Origin of the sequence: Caldalkalibacillus salinus, from assembly GCF_016745835.1 — a bacterium.
GTDB lineage: Bacteria > Bacillota > Bacilli > Caldalkalibacillales > JCM-10596 > Caldalkalibacillus_A > Caldalkalibacillus_A salinus.
Genome location: NZ_JAERVL010000006.1, coordinates 291,761 through 308,874, shown reverse-complemented (window position 1 = coordinate 308,874; position 17,114 = coordinate 291,761). Strand labels below are relative to the sequence as shown.

General features: G+C 44.5%; 14 protein-coding genes. 7 read left to right on the top strand and 7 right to left on the bottom strand.

What is annotated here, in order from left to right; genetic code table 11:
• Positions 1-64: 64 nt before the first annotated feature.
• Positions 65-2,032, bottom strand: coding sequence for a putative bifunctional diguanylate cyclase/phosphodiesterase (locus JKM87_RS07260; RefSeq protein ID WP_202079497.1), 1,968 nt, complete (start codon positions 2,030-2,032; stop codon positions 65-67).
• 310 nt (positions 2,033-2,342) lie between these two features.
• On the opposite strand from JKM87_RS07260, the gene JKM87_RS07255 reads away from it, so the two are divergent.
• A complete protein-coding gene (locus tag JKM87_RS07255; protein ID WP_419761836.1) occupies positions 2,343-3,959 on the top strand; it encodes a gamma-glutamyltransferase family protein in 1,617 nt (538 codons plus the stop codon).
• Positions 3,960-4,147: 188 nt separating this feature from the next.
• Here the strand turns inward: JKM87_RS07255 and JKM87_RS07250 are convergent, their stop codons facing one another.
• Entirely contained in the window at positions 4,148-4,597 is a 450-nt protein-coding gene (locus tag JKM87_RS07250; RefSeq protein ID WP_202079495.1) for an Lrp/AsnC family transcriptional regulator, read from the bottom strand.
• 103 nt (positions 4,598-4,700) lie between these two features.
• Between JKM87_RS07250 and JKM87_RS07245 the strand changes: the two genes are divergently transcribed.
• From JKM87_RS07245 to JKM87_RS07225, 5 genes are all read left to right on the top strand, one after another.
• The gene (locus tag JKM87_RS07245; protein ID WP_202079493.1) at positions 4,701-5,264 is read left to right on the top strand and encodes a chromate transporter; all 564 of its coding nucleotides are present in this window, start codon (positions 4,701-4,703) and stop codon (positions 5,262-5,264) included.
• A gap of 8 nt (positions 5,265-5,272) precedes the next feature.
• Complete coding sequence (locus JKM87_RS07240; protein WP_336885148.1) at positions 5,273-5,806, top strand: chromate transporter; 534 nt, start codon at positions 5,273-5,275, stop codon at positions 5,804-5,806.
• Positions 5,807-5,982: 176 nt separating this feature from the next.
• Positions 5,983-7,419: an NAD-dependent succinate-semialdehyde dehydrogenase gene (locus JKM87_RS07235; protein ID WP_202079489.1), complete on the top strand. Its 1,437-nt coding sequence runs from the start codon at positions 5,983-5,985 to the stop codon at positions 7,417-7,419.
• A gap of 184 nt (positions 7,420-7,603) precedes the next feature.
• A complete protein-coding gene (locus tag JKM87_RS07230; protein WP_202079487.1) occupies positions 7,604-8,362 on the top strand; it encodes a Yip1 family protein in 759 nt (252 codons plus the stop codon).
• Positions 8,363-8,649: 287 nt separating this feature from the next.
• Positions 8,650-10,143 (top strand): stalk domain-containing protein, encoded by a 1,494-nt coding sequence (locus JKM87_RS07225; RefSeq protein ID WP_202079485.1) that lies wholly within the window; start codon positions 8,650-8,652, stop codon positions 10,141-10,143.
• Between the two features lie 561 nt (positions 10,144-10,704).
• Here JKM87_RS07225 and paaK read toward each other — a convergent pair.
• Both paaK and JKM87_RS07215 read right to left on the bottom strand, forming a co-directional pair.
• A complete protein-coding gene (gene paaK / locus JKM87_RS07220) occupies positions 10,705-12,039 on the bottom strand; it encodes a phenylacetate--CoA ligase PaaK (protein WP_202079483.1) in 1,335 nt (444 codons plus the stop codon).
• A gap of 335 nt (positions 12,040-12,374) precedes the next feature.
• Positions 12,375-12,755, bottom strand: coding sequence for a VOC family protein (locus JKM87_RS07215; protein WP_202079480.1), 381 nt, complete (start codon positions 12,753-12,755; stop codon positions 12,375-12,377).
• 263 nt (positions 12,756-13,018) lie between these two features.
• Between JKM87_RS07215 and JKM87_RS07210 the strand changes: the two genes are divergently transcribed.
• Positions 13,019-13,810: an aldo/keto reductase gene (locus JKM87_RS07210; RefSeq protein ID WP_202079564.1), complete on the top strand. Its 792-nt coding sequence runs from the start codon at positions 13,019-13,021 to the stop codon at positions 13,808-13,810.
• A 247-nt stretch (positions 13,811-14,057) separates the two neighbouring features.
• Here JKM87_RS07210 and JKM87_RS07205 read toward each other — a convergent pair whose 3' ends face one another.
• The 3 genes from JKM87_RS07205 to JKM87_RS07195 all read right to left on the bottom strand — a co-directional run bounded on the left by JKM87_RS07205 (position 14,058) and on the right by JKM87_RS07195 (position 17,110).
• Positions 14,058-14,360, bottom strand: coding sequence for a YggT family protein (locus tag JKM87_RS07205; RefSeq protein WP_202079478.1), 303 nt, complete (start codon positions 14,358-14,360; stop codon positions 14,058-14,060).
• A gap of 108 nt (positions 14,361-14,468) precedes the next feature.
• Positions 14,469-15,671, bottom strand: coding sequence for an MFS transporter (locus JKM87_RS07200; RefSeq protein WP_202079476.1), 1,203 nt, complete (start codon positions 15,669-15,671; stop codon positions 14,469-14,471).
• Positions 15,668-17,110 (bottom strand): ATP-grasp domain-containing protein, encoded by a 1,443-nt coding sequence (locus tag JKM87_RS07195; RefSeq protein ID WP_202079474.1) that lies wholly within the window; start codon positions 17,108-17,110, stop codon positions 15,668-15,670. Before JKM87_RS07195 ends, JKM87_RS07200 begins: the two co-directional genes overlap by 4 nt.
• Positions 17,111-17,114: the final 4 nt, after the last annotated feature.

Genomic DNA, 17,114 nt, shown 5'->3' with positions numbered 1-17,114 from the left:
TGGAGAGTCCATAAACCGTCCATTAAGCCATTAAAAGCTATTAATCCAAAAGTATAATCTTGAGTTAAATCGCATACTCCTGTTTCGCTAACATCGCTTCAAACTCATGGTTAGGTAGCGGCCGACCCAGTAGGAAGCCCTGAACCATATCCCCTTTTAATTTTCGGACAACCTCGAATTCCTCTTCCGTTTCCACGCCTTCAGCGACCACTTCTAAACCGAGACTCTGCGCCAACGCAATCGTAGATTTGACAATGGCGTAATTACGCTTATTTTGATGGATGTCACGTATGAAGGAACGATCTACCTTCATGGCATCGAGCGGAAAACGTTGTAAGTACGACATGGAAGAATACCCTGTGCCAAAGTCATCTAATGAAAGCTGAATGCCTAATTTTTTTAAGGAGAAAAGACGCTCAAGGACCATATGCTCATTCGTCATGGCCACACTTTCGGTAATCTCAAGCTTTAGAAATTGTGCCTTCACCTTCGTTTCCTCTAGAGTTTCCTTGATCACATGGAGCAAGTCCTTCTGTTGGAACTGTCGAGAGGATAAGTTAATCGACATCTGTATACTAGAGTATCCGTCCTTCTCCCATTGCTTTAATTGTTGGCAAGCCGTGCGGATAATCCAATCGCCTATTGGGATAATTTGACCGTTTTCCTCTGCAATAGGGATGAACTTATTCGGGGGAACGTACCCATGTTCCGGATGTTTCCATCTCAGTAGCGCTTCTGCCCCGACCAGTTCTTTTGTCGCTGTGCAAAATTGTGGCTGATAAAAAATCTCTAATTCATTCCGCTCGATCGCTTTAGCTAGATCAAGCCCCATCTGCAAGCGGTTGAGCGTATCCTGCCGCATGTCTTCGGTAAACTTACTATAGGTATGTCCGCCATTCTTTTTGGCTTCCGCTAAGGCCACTTCAGCATATTTGGTCACTTCACCGACTGAATCCTTTTCCATATTCCAGTAGCAGCCTCCCACACTAACAGAAAGATGGATTTCTTGTTCATCCACAACAAAAGGCGTTTTAAAGACGTCTAGAATATATTGGGCCGTTTGGTCAGCGCTGTTGCTGTCTTCCTTCGTAAGCAGAAAAGCAAATTCATCTCCACCTACACGATAAACCTGGTCTGTTACGGGGGCCACGCTAAGCAAGCGTTCAGCGACCATTTTTAACAGTCTATCGGAACTGGCATGCCCCATAATATCGTTAATAAGCTTAAAACGATCGATGCCGATAAGCAATATATTGACTTGTTTTTTCTCAGGCTGAATCTTTTTCCCCTGTAGCTCCATTTTTTCAGTAAATAAAAAGCGGTTGGGTAAGCCCGTTAGGTTATCAAAATAAGCCCTTTTGTAAATTTTTTCAAAGCGTAGTCGTTGCCTTTTAAATAATAAAGCGATCAGTACATTCAAACCAACAAAGAAAATAACACCAAATAATGTAGAATGGGAAACCGTCATAAGGAGGATAAAAGTAAGTATGGTCGCTACTAAATAATATTGAGCAGACTCAACATACTGATAAGAACGAACCTGAATAAACGTAATGACAGAATCGATGGCCATACTGACGATCATAGCGATGATATAGTAAGGGAACTGGTCCCAGCTAAACATACCGACTTCGCCACCAATCAGTACGAACGTAAAGTAACAAGTGGCAACGGTAGCTGAGAGCATAAATACGTAGGACAAACGACCTAGAGAACTCTCGTTTGGTGAGAAATAAGCTTGATAAAAATAAAAATAACTGGCTGCTAACAAGAGTGATACCATCGTTGTTTCCAGTCCAAAAAGAAACACCGTACTGTAGTACAATGGAGAACCGAAGGTGTACCCGAACTTTTTATGATATGGAATGCTCCCCCATTGCCAAAGGATGATAAAACTGATGGCAAATACGAGTGTGAAGCGCCAATCAAGCATGTCCAGTGGGAGTAATACGAGCCCCAGCCCCACGCATATCGTATATAAAGTTGGAAGTATAAATGCTCTTAATCTTAGTGATCTATGAGACGCATCCATGGTACATTCCCTTTCTTTTTTTCGACTATATCTACAATACTTCTACAAGAATCAAGCTTTTCCTGTAGGACGAAACAACCATTTTAACTGGTAACATGGGGACTATGTAGACTTACGAAAAGTTATACTTTATAATAAAATCTAGACAAAAAGAAAGGGATAAGTCCTTTATACTATTATTTTTGATAACAATCCTATCATTTTACTTTCTGAAGTTAGGGTATAGTTTTTTGGTGATGCATGAGAGATTACCCAATTTTGAAAAAACAAAAATGGACAGAGAGCATCCTAAAAGGGGGAATTTTAGCAAATGATGTCATATGATTCTTTATATCAGCCTTATCCATCTCAACGCATGACCGTCTATGGTAGAAAAGGTATGGTGGCAACATCACAACCACTGGCCGCACAAGCTGGCAGAGATATTTTAAAACAAGGCGGGAATGCCATAGATGCGGCTATTGCCACAGCTGCGTGCTTGACTGTACTGGAGCCTACGTCAAATGGGATTGGGAGTGATGCTTTTGCGCTCGTATGGACGGAGGGCAAGCTCCACGGGCTTAACGCAAGCGGTCCAGCGCCGAAAGGGATCTCAGTAGATAAGGTCAAAGCGTTAGGATACGAGAAAGAATTACCCAAACATGGCATGGTGCCTATCACTGTCCCGGGTACCCCAGGGGGATGGGCAGCGTTATCGAAGCGGTTTGGTCGATTACCACTCCGAGACGTCTTACAGCCTGCCATTGACTATGCGGAAGAAGGCTTCCCGCTTTCACCAATCTTAGGGAAGTATTGGAAAGCGGCTTATAAGATATATAAACAAAATCTAAAAGGCCCAGAATTTGAAGGGTGGTTTGAGACGTTCGCCCCAGATGGTAGAGCACCAGAAATCGGTGAGATATGGCGGTCGCCAGGGCATGCCCAGACACTAAGAGCCATTGGAGAAAGCGACGCCGAAACGTTTTACCGTGGGGCTATTGCAGAGCAAATCGACGCCTTTTGTAAGGAACACGGGGGCTTTTTAAGTTATGAAGACCTTGCCTCCTATGAGCCTGAATGGGTTGATCCGATCAAAGTGAACTATCGTGGGTACGATGTATGGGAAATCCCACCAAACGGGCAAGGTTTAATTGCACTGCTCGCCTTAAATACTGTAAAAGGTTACGCATTTACGGAAAAAGAATCAGCAGATAGCTACCATAAACAAATCGAGGCGATGAAAATGGCCTTTGCTGACGGTCTACAGTACATCACCGATCCGTCTAGGATGAGTGTGGGTGTAGAGGATTTATTATCCGATACATACGCGGAACAGAGGCGGCAACTGATCTCAAGTGAAGCGTTACAACCTGAAGCGGGCGAACCGCCACGTGGGGGTACGGTTTACCTTGCTACAGCAGACGGGGAAGGAAATATGGTGTCCTTTATCCAAAGCAATTATATGGGATTCGGATCTGGTGTCGCCGTCCCTGGTACAGGTATCGCCTTACAAAACAGAGGACACAATTTCTCCTTAGATCCGTCGCATGACAATGTGCTTGAGCCAGGGAAGAAGACATACCACACGATCATCCCTGGATTCCTATCACAAGGGGACCAGCCGATAGGACCATTCGGTGTGATGGGTGGATTTATGCAACCGCAGGGACATATGCAAGTGGTCATGAACACCGTTGATTTCAGCCTTAACCCACAGGCGGCACTAGATGCGCCAAGGTGGCAATGGGTCAAAGATAAGGATATTCATGTCGAACCTCATTTTCCAAACCATATAGCGCAAGCGCTTGTACGCCAAGGACATCGGGTGCACAAACTCGTCGACAGCGGCAGCTTTGGCAGAGGCCAAATCATCTGGAGAGATCCTGAAACGGGCGTACTCGCAGGGGCTACAGAATCTCGTACAGACGGGGAAGTGGCCGCTTGGTAAGCACGACCGGATGTCTACCAACACTTATGAGGATATTCATTCGCCAGAGGATACTCACTCGCCAAAGGAGATCCCGTATAAGTGCCAGACATCAACAAAACGCCCTGACCATTGAGTCAGGGCGTTTAGCCATTCAAGCACTGTTGCTGTCTAATAAATCATGATAAAGTTGTAAGGAGATAATGGGGTTATAGTTTTAGTCCCGTACGACTTTTAAAGCGTCTGAGTAAAATGTGGCTTTCGACACGCGTGATGCCTTCTAGTGCGTACAATTCTTCATTAATAAACTGCTCTAACTTCTCAAAATCCTCCACAAGAACGTGCATATGCAACGTACTTGGGCCTGTCATCTGGTAACAGCTAGCCACTCTAGGGTTTTGAGCCAGGTTCTCGGCAACCGAAACCAGTGCAGTCGGCTCACAGTCCACTTCAAAAAACGCGGAAACAGACTTACCTACCTTTTCAGAATTAACCACCACACTGAACTTTTCAATGACACCGGCTTCCTTCAAGTGGTTAATTCTTTCTCTCACGGCAACACGAGATAACCCCAATTCCTTGGCTAAATCAACATAAGACATCCGTCCATGATCCGAGAGGATTTCTAATAATTTACGATCTGTTTGATCAATTTTCATGATCCCACCACTTTTCTTTTTGGAAAAAGATTCTGAGCAATATTATATCGTAAAATGTTGAGCTTGGTAAGTTCGATTTTTACAAATACAGGAGGCGTCACACGTGGATTTTAAAAAACAGCGAGACCTGTTCATCGGATTTTTTCGCTCAGGCATATTAGGATACGGGGGAGGCCCTTCTTCTATCCCTCTTGTGCATCAAGAAGTCGTTGTCCGTTATCAGTGGATGACAGATGAAGAATTTAGCGATGTCCTGGCCCTTGGGAACACGTTACCTGGCCCAATTGCAACGAAAATGGCCGGCTATATCGGCTATCGTGTCGGTGGTTTAGTCGGATTGTTTACGGCATTGACCGCCACTGTTCTACCAACGGTTTTACTGATGCTACTGCTGATCGGCTTTCTGTCCTCTTACCGTGATAGTCGAGTGGTGCAAGGCATGACACAGGCTGTTGCTCCTGTTGTTGGAGTCATGCTGGCCGTACTCGCCTACTCATTTTTCAAGCAATCGCGCAAAAGTCTAGGTTGGGTAACCACCATTATACTGACCGTCGTGAGCTTACTGGCCTATACGGCTCTCTCCATCCATCCAGCGATCGTCATCGGTGCCTTAATCATCTATGCCTTACTAGCAAAGAACAAAAAGAAGGAGGCGGCTAAAGCATGATAGATTTAGTGACATACTGGCATTTATTTTTAGCCTTTTTCATACCCGGCATTGTGGGTTACGGAGGGGGACCCGCTTCCATTCCACTCATCAAGTATGAAGTGGTCAACCGCTATGGATGGATGAGCAATGAAGAGTTTGCAGAGTTGCTTGCGCTTGGGAACACCCTACCTGGCCCCATCGCCACCAAAATGGCGGGCTACGTAGGTTATGAAGTAGGCGGACCGTTGGGGGCTTTTATTGCTTTATTTGCCACCGTTGGGCCCTCACTGATCGCCATGGTATTATTACTCAGCTTGCTCTATAAGTTTAAAGACTCTCCTAAGGTGAAGAAAATGACAGCCCTGATCCGCCCCACGATTGCCATTCTCCTCGGGGTCTTAGCCTTTGAGTTTTTCGAGACGTCATGGCTTTCGGCTGGGGTCGTACAAACGCTTTTGATTATCGTTGTCAGTCTTTTGCTTTTAGAGAAGTGGAAAGTTCATCCCGCCTTTGTCATTCTGGCCTCTCTCGTATACGGGGGATTATTCCTGGGCGGATGAAGATCGAGGTCATCTCACTCACATTGTCTTGACTGGCTTCATTGATTGACTTGCATGAAACAAAATCAGTATGGCTACCCCATCGACCTTAAAGAGAATTAGCCTTGAAAAAGGTAGGAGAATACTAGGCTATCGCGAAATAGACCATAAACCAAAATAAAGAGAGGTGTCTTTTGATGCAAGTGACCGAAAAGCAAGGTGGAACTTATGTTAATGGCGCTTGGCGGAACATTGGGAGCAGACAAGAGGTCAAAAACCCGGCAACAGGGGAGGTGATAGACCATATCTCGTTTGTGCCTAAGGAAACGGTACAGGAGGCGATTGATGGCGCTCACGACGCTTTCCAAAACTGGTCCAAAACGACATCATCCGAAAGAGCTAAACGCTTGCGCACCTGGTATCAGCTCATCATGCAACACCGTCGGGAGATCGCTGAACAGATCACTTTGGAGATGGGCAAACCCTTCAAGGAAGCGAAGGGAGAAGTCATTTACGGTGCCTCTTTTATTGAATGGTATGCAGAGGAAGCTAAACGGATTTATGGTGAAACCATCCCAGCCAGTCACCCTGATAAACGGCTGATGGTCCTGAAGCAACCCGTTGGTGTGGTGGCCGCCATTACGCCCTGGAATTTCCCCGCAGCCATGATCACGAGAAAAATCGCCCCTGCTCTGGCTGCTGGTTGCACTGTGGTGATTAAGCCTTCAGAAGAAACACCGCTCACAGCAATCAAACTGGTTGAACTCGCACACGAAGCAGGGTTTCCACCCGGTGTGATTCAGCTAGTACAGAGTGAGCCTGCGGCTTTCAGTGAGGTTTGTATGCAGGATCAGCGCGTACGCAAAATCACGTTTACCGGCTCTACCGAAGTAGGGAGACATCTTATGAGACAAAGTGCGGATCAAGTGAAAAAAGTCTCTTTAGAACTAGGTGGCCATGCCCCTATCATAGTGCTTGATGATGCTGATATAGATAAGGCGGTCCAAGGCGTGATCGCTTCTAAATATAGAAATGCGGGCCAAACATGTGTCTGCGGTAATCGCATTTACGTACAGGAAGGCATATATGACGCTTTTGTGGCTCGCTTTGTAGAACAGGTCCAAACGCTAAAAGTGGGCGACGGCATGGACGAAAACACGGACTTAGGTCCCCTCATCAATGTGCAAGCTTATGAAAAAGTGGAGCGCCATGTTCAGGATGCGTTAAATAAGGGTGCCAACCTTGTCTGCGGGGGGCAAGGTGTACAGGAGAAAGGCGTTTACTTCTATGAACCGACCGTATTGACCGATGTCACAGCAGACATGCAGGTCATGCAGGAAGAGACCTTTGGCCCTGTAGCCCCAGTCCAGAAAATTAAGAGTGAAGAAGAAGCGATTCAACGTGCGAATCAAACCAACTACGGACTCGCTGCCTACTTTTTCACTGAAAGCATGAGTAAAGGGACACGCCTGATGGAAGCCCTTGAGTATGGCATCGTCGGTTGGAACGACGGTGTACCTGCTGTTGCGCAAGCCCCATTTGGCGGTTGGAAAGAAAGTGGCCTCGAACGTGAGGGCGGTCATCAAGGGCTAGAATCGTTTCTTGAGACCAAATACGTGTCAGTACAGCTTTAATGTTAATAGAGTCCTCCTGAGTCCCCATGTCCTGGGGGCTTTTTTTGCTCATCAGTTTAAAACTGATGTCGATATATGTCGCATAGTGAGTGGCACTAAATGATGCAGATTGATAGAAATCTTTGCTATAATGGGTAGCATGCTGAATATGTTTGGGGCATAACGTAGTGAAAAGGAGGTCGCTATGTCTTACGAAAATGGTCGAAATGAAACTGAAAATGAAACGGAAAAAGAAAGGGAAATGGATGCAACGATTGACGCCCATCACGATACCGTGGAATCTTCTGCAGACCCAAGGGCACAATTACAATATGCTGAACCAGAAGAGATGAAATCGGCGTTTCTAACTATATGGACGAAACCAAAAGTCACGGTTCGAAAACTGGTAAACACAAACCCTCGTTATATGGTTATCTTACTTGTGATACTCTCCAGTGTGAGTGGTGTATTATCTCAAGGACTGACAGATATCTCAAGCGCTATGTTCGCGCTTTGGCTTGGTCTCGCTTTAGTCGGCGGTCTCGTGGCTGGATTCATCGCTTTTTTCTTTTTAAGTGCGCTGTACAAGTGGGTGGGAAGCTGGATAGACGGTCAGGCCTCGCATCGAGAAACCCGCACAGTATATGCTTGGTCCAACCTACCATTGATTGTGGCTAATATAATCTTATTTTTAGGGGTTCTTATATTAGGGCCTCACGTGATGAATAATCCATTAATGACCGATAACGCTGCAACAGCCGTCATCACAGCCCTCGTATTACTCATACAGCTCGCTCTGTTTATATGGTCCGTCGTCATACTGGTTGGGGGATTGAGTGAGGTCCACCGTTTCTCCAACTGGAAGGCGTTTGCCACTTTATTAATTATTTTCCTCTTGCTATTAGTGCCATTTATTCTGCTCGTGGTCATCATTGCAGGCGTTATTGGTACAATGATGATTTAACGCTATGATGAGCGAGGCACCACTCGTATCAAAAAGACCCTACTACGCCAAGTGGGGTCTTTTGATAATCATGAATATTTTGTAAAAAATTGTTGATTCGACTCACATTTTTATATAAACTACTAAATAGATTTATATATTCACGTGGTTAGGTGACCTAGAATACACATCATAGACTAAGTGAGGCCTTTTTGACAGGTCTAGCTTCAACACATCAATGGAACCTCACCGTTTTGGGTATGAGGTATTTTTATTTACAAAAAAAGATGTAAGGGAGAGTGGAGTCAATGAAAAAAGGGATGATCATCTTTGTCGCTTTCGCGCTGCTTCTAGCAGGCTGTCAGAGTACAAGCCCAGCCCTCACTTCTATCGCTTTTAAGAGCTTAGAAATGGGCAGCACGTCATTTGAAGCGGAACAAACGTTCAAAGTGAAGACCAATTTTACGACCGATTATCAATCCGAATTGGATGATATGACATTGATGTTGTTAGAAGTTCTAGAGAACGGTGTGCATGTGGAGTCTAAGAGAACATTAGATAATGAAGAATATGTTCGCGTCTACATAGACCAACCAATAACCATTCATAATAGAACTTTTCCAGAGTTAGATGTGGAATGGTTTAAGACGGCTAACGGTGTCTATGTGAAGACATCTGCAGATGAAGAGTATATTCAAATAACAGATGATTGGATGCAGGAGATAGAGGGGGCATTTTACAAAACTGATCAACTTGAACCTTTACTTCCGTCTATTGAAAATTATCTTAGTCAGTACGATTACGATTTAAGCAATGTTTCATCGAATGGCAAGGTGACGATAGATACACCTGATGGACAAAAAGAAGTGACACATATAGAGTATGCGGTTGATTTTGATGAACTGTTTAATATGCTCGCATTTACTTTTGGTAACTTAGCAGAATATGATAGATTAGATGATTTTTATGTCGCTTTGGAAGAGTTAAACAGCACTGTTGAACCAGATGCGCAATTCTTACCTCCTGGTGATCGTGAAGCCAACCTTGAATTAGTGAGACAAACCTTGAAAGACGTGGGTTTAATGTTAGAATACATGGGTAAAGATGAACTTATGCAGGAAATGGGCGTTGACGCTAACTTTGATGGTCAGTTTAACGTTTATGTAGATGATCAAGCCCATACGTTGAAGCTAGATAATACATTTAGTTTGTCTTTGACCCCTCTTGTGAACAGTGAACTAGAAAGACCTGTAGAAATAGAAGTAAGCATGAGTGGCTTCAGATGGAACCAAGGCGAAACGGTTGAAATTCCACGACCAGACACCGATAAGATCATGACAACTCATGAGTTAAAAGAAGACCCAGAATTACACAAAACGTTAAGTGAAGACTCCATCGTGCGTTATGCGTTAGAAGAGTTGGTATTCGCGAAAAAAGGAACCTTATTCATCGACCAAGCGCATGCAACGATTCGCCACCAAACGGTACAAATGGATACTGTACCTTATATCAACCAGGATCATACATTTGTCCCTGTAAGATATATTTCTGACCTAACCCAAAGCCCTGTCAGCTGGGATGATACAACCAAAACAGCAACCTTCTCATTAGACGGGGAAGAAGTATCCGTGCAACTTAATAATAGAGTGGCTATTGTGAACGGGGCGGAAGTGGAGATGCCGATCGCTGCGGAGATAAGAAATTCACGCGTCATGGTCCCGCTACGCTTTGTTACTGAAAGCCTAGGCGCTCACGTTCAATACAACGCTGAAGATCGAAGTGTTGATATCGAATTTGAATAAAAGAGGATAGACATCAAGTTTAGAAAACACATAAAAGGCCTTTTCAAGGCCGCTCGTAGCCTATGGATATGTCAAAAGTATTCATAGGCTACCTTTTATTTTGTCCCAATAAGTACTCCGTCTCCTATTTTATAAATTTATAGATACTTCTTCTACACTATTGACCACCGTCTTGTAATGAGCTTCCAATTAATGACTTATAACAAAAAAACATGATATGGTGTAATTGGAAAATATTAAGAGTAAAAACCTTAAAGGTAGTGGTTAATATTTTCATTAATTTTATAGCCAATGTCGTTCTATCTTTTGTTGTTTTAATTATTTTTTATTACATAGGACATAGAATCATCGTTGAAGAAGGGGTCAAGTTTGGGAAAAGGGATGTCGTCGTTTCATTCATGGGAGCCGTTATAATGGGGTTCCTATTGACCATTTTATAGCTTAGGAAGTGAGACGAACTGAACCAAAAAACATGCCATGGTCACTCACTATGGCATGTTTTTTGGTTTACATGTATACTTATACAGCTAAGCGTTCAGCCTCTCACAGTTAGTCAGTTCTCTATGTTTGGGCGACAGAAGCCTTACGCTGATCCACAATTCGCTTGGCTTTACCCTCTGAGCGGGGGATGGTATTTGGTGCGTTAAGTTGAACATCCATCGTGACAAGAGCTTGTTCCTTTAGTGTATGTTGAATATCTTTCACAAGGTCTTGGGCTAGCGGATGCTTCAAATCTTGACCTGGAATAGAGTCGAAGAAAGATTCTGATACTTCAACGTGTAACACAGCGTGGTCCATGACCCCTTTTTTCGATAAATGAATCTGATAATGAGACGATAGGGCTTCCATTTGTAGCACGTAACGCTCGATCTCTGAAGGGAAGACGTTCACCCCACGAATAATGAGCATGTCATCTATGCGGCCTTTGACGCGGCTCATTTTCGTCGTTGTCCGTCCACATACACACTGCTCTCGAGTGATTGAGGCGATATCTCCCGTACGGTAGCGTATGATCGGTAACGCTTCTTTGGTGAGAGACGTGAACACAAGCTCCCCATCTTCTCCCTCCGCCACCGGTTGTAAAGTTTCAGGGTCAATCACTTCAACGAGGAAATGATCTTCAGCAATGTGTAGACCATCTTGTCCCTCAGGGCACTCCATCGCCACCCCGGGTCCGATAATCTCACTTAGACCGTAGATGTCTAGAGCTTTAATATCAAAAAGCTGTTCTATATAATCGCGCATCTCCTCAGACCACGGTTCGGCACCCAAGATAGCGTATTTGAGGGAAGTAGTGGTAGGGTCGATGGCCATCTCTTTCATCGTTTCACCGATGTTTAAGAGATAAGAAGGGGTCGCACAGATGACACGAGGTTTAAAGTCTTGTATCAGTGTGATCTGTCGGGATGTATTACCGCCTGATATTGGAACAGTCGCACATCCAAGCCTCTCAGAACCGTAGTGCAAGCCAAGTCCCCCAGTGAATAACCCATATCCATAAGCGTTGTGTAATATGTCTCCTGGTCGTCCACCTGCCATGTAAATACAACGTGCGACGATATCTGCCCAGTGATCGATGTCTTGTTGCGTATAGGCCACTACCGTGGGCTTACCACTTGTCCCAGAAGACCCATGAAACCGTACAACCTCTTCTATCGGTGTAGCGATCAGGTCAAACGGGTAATGTTCTCTCAAATGATGCTTTTGGGTAAAAGGTAGCCTCTGCAAATCCTCCAAAGATTGAATGCTCTCCGGTTCAATTTGCGCCTCTTGAAAGGCTGTCCGATAAAAAGGGACGTTCTCGTAGACACGCTCGATCGTTGTCTTTAACCGTTCCCATTGCAAATCTCTCATCTTTTCCCGATCCCAAGTTTCCTCTTGCACATAGGTGGACATGAAGACAGCTCCCTTCATCATAAAAATATAACGGATAGTATAACATGCGTTATATTTAAAGTACCGATTTATGAAAGCGCTGTCAATGTTATTTTTAGTAAAAAGTCTAATCAAAACTTTCCCGCATTTTCCTCCAAACATAGTCTGTATTGCCTAATAGAAGGAAGGGCTAATCGGAATATACCTTTTTTAAAAAAATAATGCAGAAGCGTCATATCACGATATAACACAGTGCGTGATATAATCGTAATATAAGTATCAAGTCATGCCTATACAAAAGAGCTTGGGGTCCCCCAAGCTCTTTGTATTTCTCCTGTATTTAGCTTTTAAAGATGCTATTCTTCAACCAACTCTAGAATCTCATCGTCCGGTCCCGTAGTAAAAGCCACTTTCAGGCCGCCTAAAACTTCTATTGGCGCCTCTGTTGAAAAAGAAAGGCCTGAACTTTTGAGACGGGACATTTCCTCTTCAATGTTTGATACACGGAAAGCGAGGTGATGAACTTGTCCTTCCCCTAGAGGTTCTGCTTGTTGTTTTTCACAAATTAACTCCACACTGACTCCGGGGGAATCAGGAAACGATAAGAAGCATAATTCAGTGTCTTCGCTTATGTGTGTACGTCTTGTGACCTCTAACTGGAATGTTTTCTCATAAAAAGCGATGGAACGCTCCATGTCAGAGACCTTAACGCCTGTGTGATGAAATCCTTTGATCATTGTATCGACTCCTTTACTTGTCATCCATTTTTCTGACTTGCAAAACAGGCTTACATAACTGGCTTCAAAACGTTGCTTTCTTCATAACCCATATATTTTCAGATAAACACATGGCTCATAACCTCATGATAGCATAGCCAACTGAAATTTGTGGTCATCATATTTTGTATCTGTACGATTTTCTAATATAATAGAAATCAAATGAGTAGGAGGTAGATACAGTGAACTTACAAAGTCGTACCACATTACATAACGGGGTAGAGATGCCAAGGTTTGGTTTAGGTGTATTTAAGGTTCAAGACGGAGATGAAGTCGTGCAGTCGGTTAAAGCCGCTCTCGACACAGGCTATAGAAGCATAGATACAGCAGCTGTTTACAAAAACGAGGAAGGGGTTGGCCAAGCGTTAGCTGAAACCGACGTCCCTCGTGAAGAGATCTTCGTGACAACGAAGCTATGGAATAGCGAGCAAGGTTACGACTCTACACTAAAAGCGTTCGATGAAAGTCTAAAAAAGCTAGGCTTAGACTACGTTGACCTATACCTCATTCACTGGCCACTACCGAAAAAAGGGAAGTTCAAGGAAACATGGCAAGCGTTCGAAAAGCTGTATGAAGAAGGGCGTGTGCGTGCGATTGGCGTAAGTAACTTTAACGCGCACCACCTAGAGGAGCTAATGGAAGACTGTAAAGTGAAGCCGATGGTGAACCAAGTAGAATTTCATCCAAAGCTGACACAACAGAAGGTACATGAGTTCTGTAAGCAGCATCAGATACAGCTTGAAGCATGGTCTCCATTAATGCAAGGCCAACTGCTCGACAACCCAACGATCGTTGAGATTGCTAACAAACATGATAAATCTCCAGCGCAAGTGATCTTACGTTGGGATCTTCAGAACGAAGTGGTGACCATTCCGAAATCCATTAAGCCACATCGTATCAAAGAAAATGCAGACATCTTTGATTTTGAACTGAGCCAAGAAGACATGGATAAGATTTCAGCCCTTAATGAAGACCAACGTGTCGGTCCAGACCCAGACGTATTCGACCGTGAATAACGTACATGAGATCTCTCTTATGCTCATGGGGCGTTCCAATTAGCGCCTGACAAGAGCCTGTGAATAGAGCGAAGAAGGTCATTAAAAAACCTGTTGTGGAAGCATTGTGTGATATGCTCCCCAACAGGTTTTTTTATTAAATCAGCGTCATTCATACTCCTGTTATCTATATTCTGGTTTTTGGCTTTTAATCAGAAGCTAGTCGGACCTTAACCTGAACATGAATCTTAATCTTGACTAACCCCGGCTACTTCCTGGCCGTCTTATCCAACATCAGTACAAGCTGAGTAAGAAGGTACCCCACTAAAGTATAAATAACAAAGGCAAACAGACTAGAGAATTCAATGACGAAAGAGCCATCTAATGCTCTTGTCGGAAAGATACCCTCGAAAGGGTAAAGTAATGGGGCACTCGTATCATAAACCCACTGTACGAACGGGGCAGCCGTATTCGCACCGAACAACTTTAGAATAATACGTAACCCTAAGACCACTTGGGCGATACCAATGACGATATTAATGAAATAAATCACATAGGGTGTACCACGCATGGTTGTCTTCCTCCTAGGTTGATTTACGCGTATGTTTCCCCACATGATAGATTGTTAAACCCCTAGAACTGATAAGACAGAACTAATAAGAATAGAATTATAAGACTATTACACCCCAGGTGCAGAGCCTGAATGCTGTTCCTTATCCGTCATATGGCGCAGAGATCGAGACTGCACCGCCAGAGCGATAATCATTAAACCAATGATGCCTGCGATAACCGGAAGTGAGAATAGATTGATGAACAAGGCCCCCAGCGACAAGCACAGCCCGATCAAAGCCTCAGATACAGCAAAGATTCTACCTTGTATATCATTCGTTGTGCTCTCATGCACCCGTACCTTCGCTATCACTTCCCCAAACTCCATGGCCATATAAAACACCGTGGCCGCAAGCATTGCGAACATAAACGTCGGTGAATAGATAAAGCATAATATAGAAGCCAAGGACAAGATATAAAATAACGTGATCCCTACTTGAGATTGGAATCCCCAGCGTTCCACTGACTTCGCTCCGATGAACCCACCGACACCGAGGGCCACCGTCAAGATAAAGTTGCCGACCTCACCGTCTATAAATCCCTCACTCACAGAAGGATAAAAGCTGTAGGCTACGCCGCACATTGTCGCCATGGTCATCATCAAGTACACGGCGTTACGCACATAAGCATTGCCCTTAATCTCTAAAAGCCCGCGTTTAAAGCTTTGCATGTGTGCTCTGAATCCCACACTATCGATTTTGGGTGACTCTGCCTTAATCATTAACACCAGTGCAGCGGGTAAAAGGTAAGACAGGGCATTGAAGAGGACGGCCGCTTTAACTGATCCCATTAAGAACAAGAACAGTGCCCCAAAACTGGCCCCGAAAATAATACATAGCGTTGTCGCTAAGGCAAAGAGCGTATTGATGCGTTTCACATCCACGCCTAGATTAGCCATCAGGGACAATCGTGCTGGGTTGAAGAACACCCCACTGGCATAAGAAACGAATAACAAGCCTAGAAAGAGAAGCGGAAACTCTCCTTCAGGGAGAAAAAAGAGAGCTAAGAAGCATAGCCCTCTTATGATATCTGTCCAGAACATAATCACTTTGCGTTCAAACTTATCGACGAAGACGCCCAGAAAGGGTTGAAAGATCATCGGTATACTGCGTACGACAAGCACACCGGATACCACCCAGTAGTTGCCGTAATAAGTCGCTAAAATTAAGATAGCAGGGAGGACGCAGTAATCTCCCATGAATGAAGCAGACTGACTGACCAACAGAAGCTTAGCATCTTTATTTAACTTAGTTGTACGATTCGCTTGACTCATGATTTGGACTCCTCTAGTTGGTGTTCGGTACAAGGACTAAAAACGAGTTCACTATGTTGGCGTATGTTCTCTATAGAGCGCTTCAGGTCATGTGGAGACGAGCTGACAAAATTAACCGTCGCTAAGGCGTACAAAGACTCGAAATCCGTGTCCACGTTGACAACGGTGCCTTTCTCAGGCGCACTGAATGCGGTAATAGACGTATCGCCCACTAACTGTGTTTCCTCGTTCAATTCTAAGGATTGAACCTTGATTTGATCAGAATCGAACGTATATTGTGTTTTAAAATCAGTGAGGTACAGATTAAGCACCGCAGAGTACTGCCGAGGGACGTCTAAAACCTTCAGCGGTAAGTCATCCGATTGACCATCGACGAGCAGGTCACATAACATAGTGGGTGCATTGACCCCGAATGAGGTGCGAATTTGAGGAATTAAGTCCCATCCTCCAAAACGGGCAGCCGTTTCGATGACACCCACTTTTTTCCCTTTCATAAGCTTAAGCTCCGTATGGGTGGAACAGTAGGCTAATCCTAACCCTTCGTTCGCTTTTCTAGCCGCTTCAATAATCAGTGCTTTTGAAGCAGAATCTAGGATAGACGGCGTGATATGAGAGGTCTCCGTAAATTTAATTAACGGTGTTTTATCATTGATGACGAGTGGATAATAAGTACCGTTAACCATCATCCCTTCTACACTCACATAGTCGCCGTATCCGGGCTCCTCGTACCAATCTCCTGCCTCTCCTTGTAAGTATCGCTCCACAATGAACGGGGCTTCGTACGTAATGGCGTCGGGAACCGGGATACCCTCTAACGCTTTAACCGTGTCGAGAAACGTCCGCTCTAACTGCTCTTCGTCATCAATCAGGGTGACGCCAATGGAGCTGGCCAGATATGTGGGCTTCAACACCACAGGCAAGCCAATATCCTCGACCGCTTGTAAAAAGTCCTCTAAGCTTTTCACTCTTCGGCTTTGGACCGTTTCTAATCCCGATCGATTAAAAGACTCACGCATCAGATTCTTATCTCGGGCTTTTTTGGCCGCTTCATAACCAGCTCCGCGTAAGCCTAATTCATCACAAGCGCGCGCCATGGGTACGATGAACAATTCATTATTCGTTGTGATGGCATCCACTTCAAATAAGGTCGCCACTTTTTTAATGTCTGCCACCACTTGTTCTTCAGGTTTGTGATATTCGCCATCAGCCCAGTAAATAGAGGAGGGGTGTGGGTAGTCTTCGATATCCTGTAGCATATCTGGGTCCTTCACCACTGCGATGGAGTATTCCTCCATATAGCGTGCATGCCCAGCGGATATGGCAAAAGGGCGAGGAACGTAACTGATAATATGATATTTTTCCGCTACACTTTCATAGAAACTGTGTGGGGGACATCCCCCAAGGTCCGCGATGACGAGGACTCTTTTCTTTTTTTGCATGCTG

What these genes read in the sequence shown, in the direction of transcription:
- JKM87_RS07260 (WP_202079497.1), bottom strand. Translation starts at nt 2,032, where the DNA reads ATGGATGCGTCTCATAGATCACTAAGATTAAGAGCATTTATACTTCCA.
- JKM87_RS07255 (WP_419761836.1), top strand. Translation starts at nt 2,343, where the DNA reads ATGATGTCATATGATTCTTTATATCAGCCTTATCCATCTCAACGCATG.
- JKM87_RS07250 (WP_202079495.1), bottom strand. Translation starts at nt 4,597, where the DNA reads ATGAAAATTGATCAAACAGATCGTAAATTATTAGAAATCCTCTCGGAT.
- JKM87_RS07235 (WP_202079489.1), top strand. Translation starts at nt 5,983, where the DNA reads ATGCAAGTGACCGAAAAGCAAGGTGGAACTTATGTTAATGGCGCTTGG.
- JKM87_RS07230 (WP_202079487.1), top strand. Translation starts at nt 7,604, where the DNA reads ATGTCTTACGAAAATGGTCGAAATGAAACTGAAAATGAAACGGAAAAA.
- JKM87_RS07225 (WP_202079485.1), top strand. Translation starts at nt 8,650, where the DNA reads ATGAAAAAAGGGATGATCATCTTTGTCGCTTTCGCGCTGCTTCTAGCA.
- paaK (WP_202079483.1), bottom strand. Translation starts at nt 12,039, where the DNA reads ATGTCCACCTATGTGCAAGAGGAAACTTGGGATCGGGAAAAGATGAGA.
- JKM87_RS07215 (WP_202079480.1), bottom strand. Translation starts at nt 12,755, where the DNA reads ATGATCAAAGGATTTCATCACACAGGCGTTAAGGTCTCTGACATGGAG.
- JKM87_RS07210 (WP_202079564.1), top strand. Translation starts at nt 13,019, where the DNA reads ATGCCAAGGTTTGGTTTAGGTGTATTTAAGGTTCAAGACGGAGATGAA.
- JKM87_RS07205 (WP_202079478.1), bottom strand. Translation starts at nt 14,360, where the DNA reads ATGCGTGGTACACCCTATGTGATTTATTTCATTAATATCGTCATTGGT.
- JKM87_RS07200 (WP_202079476.1), bottom strand. Translation starts at nt 15,671, where the DNA reads ATGAGTCAAGCGAATCGTACAACTAAGTTAAATAAAGATGCTAAGCTT.
- JKM87_RS07195 (WP_202079474.1), bottom strand. Translation starts at nt 17,110, where the DNA reads ATGCAAAAAAAGAAAAGAGTCCTCGTCATCGCGGACCTTGGGGGATGT.